This window comes from Mesorhizobium sp. M7A.F.Ca.ET.027.03.2.1, from assembly GCF_003999175.1.
Classification (GTDB): Bacteria; Pseudomonadota; Alphaproteobacteria; order Rhizobiales; family Rhizobiaceae; genus Mesorhizobium.
In genome coordinates this window covers 1-5,422 of the sequence record NZ_RZOM01000354.1, presented here as the reverse complement: position 1 = coordinate 5,422, position 5,422 = coordinate 1, and the positions used below count along the sequence as shown (strand labels likewise).

The window sequence follows — 5,422 nt, the reverse complement described above, 5'->3', positions numbered from 1 at the left end:
GTCGTTGCCCTCTTCGATCGCGGCATCGAGACTATCAAAACCGCGGACGACCACGAAAGGCATGAAGAGTTCGTCGCGGGTCAGCCGGCCCGGACCATCAAGTTCGACGACCGTCGGCAGGACGTAGTTGGTCGCAAAGCCCTGGCCCAGGGCGGCGCCCCCAAAATGCACCTTGCCTTTGCCCTCGACTTCCGACAGCGCTGCCTGGAAACGGCCGACTGTGGCGTCGCCATAGACAGGGCCCATAAAGGTCTCGGCCTTACGAGGATCTCCGACCACCAGCTTTCCAGCGAACGCTACCAGTTTCCCGATAAATTCCGCCTTGACCTTCTCGTCGACATACACGACCGAGCATGCGGAGCACTTCTGGCCTTGCAGGCCGAAAGCGGAGCGCGCCACCCCCTGCGCCGCGCGGTCGAGGTCGGCCTTGCTCGTCACGTAGGCGGGGTTCTTGCCACCCATTTCGGCGATGACGGGCTTCATGTGGGGCAGCGTTGCCATATGACGGAAGATGCTCATGCCGGTCTTATGGGAGCCGGTGAATGCAACGCCGTCGATGCCGTTGTCGGTGGCAAGAAGGCGCCCCACCTCTCCATCGCCAAGCACGATGTTGAAAACACCTTCGGGCAAGCCCGCTTTGCGAAGCGTTTCGGCAATCAGCAGTCCGGTCAGCGCGCAACCCGGCGACGGCTTGTAGACCACCGCACTGCCTGTCAACAGCGCACCCGTGACCATGCCGATCGACAAGGCGAGCGGAAAGTTGAAAGGAGCGATGACCGCGAAGACGCCATAGGGTTTCATGGCGCTCGTAGCAGTCTCGTTTTCGACCAACACGTTCATGGGCCGGACGAACCCGTTGTTCGCCTTCATCTCCGATGCGTAGTACTCGACCATGTCGAGGCATTCCTCGGCTTCGCCGACTGCCTCGATGCGGGACTTTCCGATCTCGTAGAGCGCCGCCAAACCGAGGTCATATTTCCGCTCCGCCAGTGCCTCTCGCCAGCGGGCGCCGAATGCAAGGCGATCGTCCAGCGTCGAACGGTTCCCGGTCTTCGCGCCGGCCCGGGCTGCCTGGATCGCGGACTTGACGTCTGGGTTGAAACCGGGAACTTGCCGAGAGAGATCTTCTTGTCGATAGGGCTCAGGATCTCTTTCCGAGCGCCAGTCGCAAACGGCGTCGACCACTCGCGACCCAGTGTGTTCTTCTCGAAATCCGGGATCATTGCATCGAGGTGAGCGTGAACAGGGGAAAAATCCACCCCGATGTTCGAGTAGGTCACACGCGGGAGTTCAGCCATTTCAAGTTCCTCCGAAAATCGGTATTTATCCCGATAATCAGGCTTTGGCTTGCGAGTCAATCGAGGGGACCATAAAACGGAAATAATACCGAATTTCGGTATTATTCGTGAGGGGATTTCGGGTTCGGGTTACCTGGCGGAGCCCGACAGCCGAGGGCGTGCGGCCGTTCGGCTATTCTACGGAGCCCCTCGGACTCGACGCGCGGCGGGATAACGAGAGACCGACCTTGCCCCTCATGTCTGTTTTGAACGATAACCTTCTTGCAGTCGCAATTGTCAGATCGGCGTAGGTGCCCTTGAATACGAAATCGAAGAAGCCGAGCGCCAAGGACAGTCCCCTCGAGCGCTACATCTCGATCATGGAAACGGTCGCGCCGTTCGAGCATGGCTTGACGGCGATCGAGCTCGAAACGACGCTTGGACTGCCCAAAACCACGATCAACAGGCTGCTGCATGCCTTGATCGAAAGCGGGATGATCACCGCCGAGAGCGTTCGCAATCGGACATACCGCCTCGGCGATCGCTTGCTGCAGCTGCTACAGATGTCTCCGGATAGCGGCTGGCTGACGACGCTCGCGCAGCGACCGCTTCAGGATTTGGCCGACCGCACCGGCCAGTCGGCGTTCCTGTCGAAGTTCGACGGTACCGAGGTGCGCTCGGTCACCTGCGTCGCGCCCGATACTCCGGTCCGGACCTATGTCATGCCGGGTATGGCCATGCCTGTAAATGCGACCGCTTCGGCCAAGGCGATCCTTGCGTTTCATCCGCAGGAGACCGTGAACAGGATCTTGGCGACCGAGCTGCGCAGCTATACCGATCGGACTAAAACGAAGATCGCGGAGTTGACCAGGGAATTGGCGGAGGTTCGGCAGCAGGGCTATGCCATGGACCTGGCCGAGCATGTTCCGGGCCTGGGCTCGATTGCATTTCCGATAAGGCCGACGAGCGGTGAGGTGATGTACGCGGTGGGACTTACGGGACCCTACGGTCAGATCATAGAGCAAAACTTCAAGCAGCATTGCTCGGCGCTCGCAGAAGCCGCCCAGCGCATGGCGAAGCTGGCGCAGATGCACGCCTACAACGGATCGGCTATGGCCGCAAAGAGTGCTGCAGCGGATCAGCGATAGGTCGGTGCTTGAGAGGCCGGTCATCGCGCGAAGAGATGTTGCGCTTTGAACCTGTAGTTCGCGATAGGTTCTCGACGGAAGTGAATGTCCGGCTCCATCCCTCTGAGAACCACCCAATAGAAAACCTTAAACTTGGAGGCTCGCCCATTGCATTCAGAGTAGCTGCTCGGATGGCAGATAATCGACATCGATCACCAGCGCGATTTCGTCGGCGTGAAGCTGTCGACCTGGCCGAAAGCGATCAATCAGTCGATGCGGATCGACATGCAGAACCTGATGGCAACGATCGCCGACACTCTCCATTCGGTGTGAAGGCGATCGGGGCATTGGTACTGACGTTCGCAACAAGGGCGGCACGCGCGCCAAAAATTCGATGCCTCGTCAAATTTTGCTAAGCCGAGCGGGCAGCCAAGGCAGCAATAATAGCTCGTGTCGCATTTTCCGAGACGCCAGCCCCGAAGATCGGGACGGCACTGATTTCAGGCAAACTTGCTGCGGGGTTGTCGTGGTTTTATGGCTCGGCGAAAAACTTACCCTCGGTAAGCATGGTTTCGATACCGGCCAGCAATTCGCGATTTATGCCGGTGGAAATCCCTTTCGACGCAAGGTGCGCCACCAGCGCGCCGCTGCGAAGATTGCCGGCCGCACCGGGCGCGTAGGGACAGCCGCCTAGCCCGCCGGCAGCGGCATCGAACACCCTGAGCCCGAGGTCCCAGGCGGTATCGACGTTGGCGAGCGCCAGGCCGCCGGTGTCGTGGAAATGCCCGGCCAGCCGCGCAGCCTCTGCTTCTTCGAGGGTTGCCAGCACCATGGCATGCACGCGCTCGGGTGTCGCCCTGCCGATCGTGTCGGCAACGGCGATTTCGGCGCAGCCGAGATCGCGCAGGCGCGCGACGACTCTCGCGGCCGCGCCGGGTTCGATCGGGCCTTCATAGGGACAATCGACGGCACAGGAGACATAGCCCCGCACCGGCAAGGAATGCTCGGCGGCCCGCGCGATCACTGGCACAAAACGAGCCAGCCCTTCCTCGATGGTACAATTGGTGTTTCGTTTCGAAAACGTCTCGGAGGCGCTGCTGAAGACCGCGAGTTCCTGCGCGCCGGCCGCGATCGCGGCCCGCGCACCTTGCTCGTTGGGCACCAGCGCGGACAGCGTAAGCCCCGGACGCCGCACGGCGCGCCGCATGACCTCATCATGATCGGCCATCTGCGGCACCCATTTCGGCGAGACGAAAGCCGTCGCCTCGATGCGGGCGAAGCCGCAATCGGCCAGCATGCCGATCAGGCGCAGCTTCTGCCCGGTCGAGACCAGCCGCTTTTCGTTCTGCAGGCCGTCGCGCGGACCGACTTCGACGATCGTGGCCTGCCGATCCCCACCGGGCGATTCAATGGACGGCGGCATACATGATCTTTTCTTCGGAGGCCTCGTCGATGGTCATCTCCTCGACGATACGGCCCTGGCGCGCCACCAGTATGCGGTCCGACAGATTGAGGATTTCAGGCAGATAGGACGAGATAACGACGACGGCCGCGCCCGCATCGGCAAGCCGCTCGATAATCTGATGGATCTCGGCGATGGCGCCGACATCGACGCCGCGCGTCGGCTCGTCGAAGATGATCAGCGACGGCGCCTGGATTAGCGATTTGGCGATGACCACTTTCTGCTGATTGCCGCCGGAAAGCTCGACCACCCGAGCATTGGCGCCGATCGTGCGGACCTTCATCGTCTCGATCCATTCGGCCGATTGCCGGCGCGCTTCGCCAAGGCGGATTACGGAGACCGGATTGGAGCCCTTGGCCAGCTTGCCGAGGAATACGTTCTGGGCGATGCCCATCGTGTCGAATAGGCCGTCGAGCTTGCGGTCCTCTGTGATATAGGCGACGCCGCGCCGCACGGCCTGCCGTGGCACGCGGAAGTGCACCACCTCACCGCGCAGCGTGATGCGGCCACCATGGAAGAAGTCACGCTTCAAAACGCCCGCCGCGATCTTCATCATTTCGGTGCGGCCGGCACCGACCAGGCCGAACAGCCCGGTCACCTGGCCGGCAAAGACCGACAGCGTGGCGCTGCGCACCGCCTTACCCATCGAGACGTTCTCGAGCGCCAGCACCTTTTCGCCCGGTCGGCGCGCGACGTGTTTGGCGGCATCGTCGCCATAGAGCGTATCGGTCAGTTGCCGGCCAACCATCGCCTGGACGATTTTCTCGCGGGTGAGATTGCGCGCATCGTCGGTGACGATCAGCGCGCCGTCGCGCAGCACGCTGATGCGGTCGGCGATCGACAGCGCTTCTTCCAGCGCGTGTGAAATGAAGATGATGGAAGCGCCCTCGCCTTTCAGCCGCTCGACCAGGGCGAAGAAGTGCTGCTTTTCCTCCGGCGTCAGCGTCGCCGTCGGCTCGTCGAAGATGAAGATGCGGGCCTTGTGGTGAACCGCGCGGGCGATCTCGACCATCTGCTTCTTGGCGGCGCCGAGCGTCGACACCAGCGCGGTCGGCTCGACATGGAAGTTCAGCCGCTGCAGATGCTGCTGCGCCTTGATGTTGATGCCGCGCAACCGGTTGAAGAAGCTCTCCTCGCCGAGGAAGATGTTCTGGGCGACATTCATCGACGGGATGAGATTGGTTTCCTGGAACACCATGGCGATGCCGTGCTTCATGGCATCGGCGGGCGAGGAAAAGCCAACCGGTTTGCCGTCAATCAGCATCTCGCCCGACGTCAGCGGGTAGAGGCCGGCCAGCACCTTGGTCAACGTCGACTTCCCCGCACCGTTCTCGCCGAGCAGCGCATGGACCTCGCCTTGCCGCAGCGTGAAATCGACGTCGCGCACCGCCGCATTGCCGGCGAACGCCTTGGTGGCCTTGCGGAACCGGACGATCTCGGTCGCGTGGGGATCAGCCATGCCGGGCTCCACCGGATGTCGTGCCGGGCAGGCGCAGCAGCGTGCCGGAGCCGCGCGATGCGGCGTAGACGCTGCCGCCATGCTCACAGACGGAGGT

The 5,422-nt window shown here is 62.0% G+C and carries 4 protein-coding genes; 1 reads left to right on the top strand and 3 read right to left on the bottom strand.

Annotated elements, in window-relative coordinates:
* Nucleotides 1–1,185 (bottom strand): aldehyde dehydrogenase family protein (locus EN750_RS16835; protein ID WP_127397078.1); only part of this gene is annotated, 1,185 nt, incomplete at its 3' end.
* 403 nt (nt 1,186–1,588) lie between these two features.
* Here EN750_RS16835 and EN750_RS16830 point away from each other — a divergent pair.
* Entirely contained in the window at nt 1,589–2,425 is an 837-nt protein-coding gene (locus EN750_RS16830; protein WP_256746366.1) for an IclR family transcriptional regulator, read from the top strand.
* A 511-nt stretch (nt 2,426–2,936) separates the two neighbouring features.
* Here the strand turns inward: EN750_RS16830 and EN750_RS16825 are convergent.
* Complete coding sequence (locus tag EN750_RS16825) at nt 2,937–3,827, bottom strand: hydroxymethylglutaryl-CoA lyase (RefSeq protein WP_127397077.1); 891 nt, start codon at nt 3,825–3,827, stop codon at nt 2,937–2,939.
* Nucleotides 3,811–5,325 (bottom strand): sugar ABC transporter ATP-binding protein, encoded by a 1,515-nt coding sequence (locus tag EN750_RS16820; protein WP_127397076.1) that lies wholly within the window; start codon nt 5,323–5,325, stop codon nt 3,811–3,813. The genes EN750_RS16825 and EN750_RS16820 overlap by 17 nt, the downstream gene beginning before the upstream one ends.
* Nucleotides 5,326–5,422 lie beyond the last annotated feature (97 nt).

Coding starts and splice junctions, on each gene's coding strand:
- EN750_RS16825 (WP_127397077.1), bottom strand. CDS start 3,827: ATGCCGCCGTCCATTGAATCGCCCGGTGGGGATCGGCAGGCCACGATC.
- EN750_RS16820 (WP_127397076.1), bottom strand. CDS start 5,325: ATGGCTGATCCCCACGCGACCGAGATCGTCCGGTTCCGCAAGGCCACC.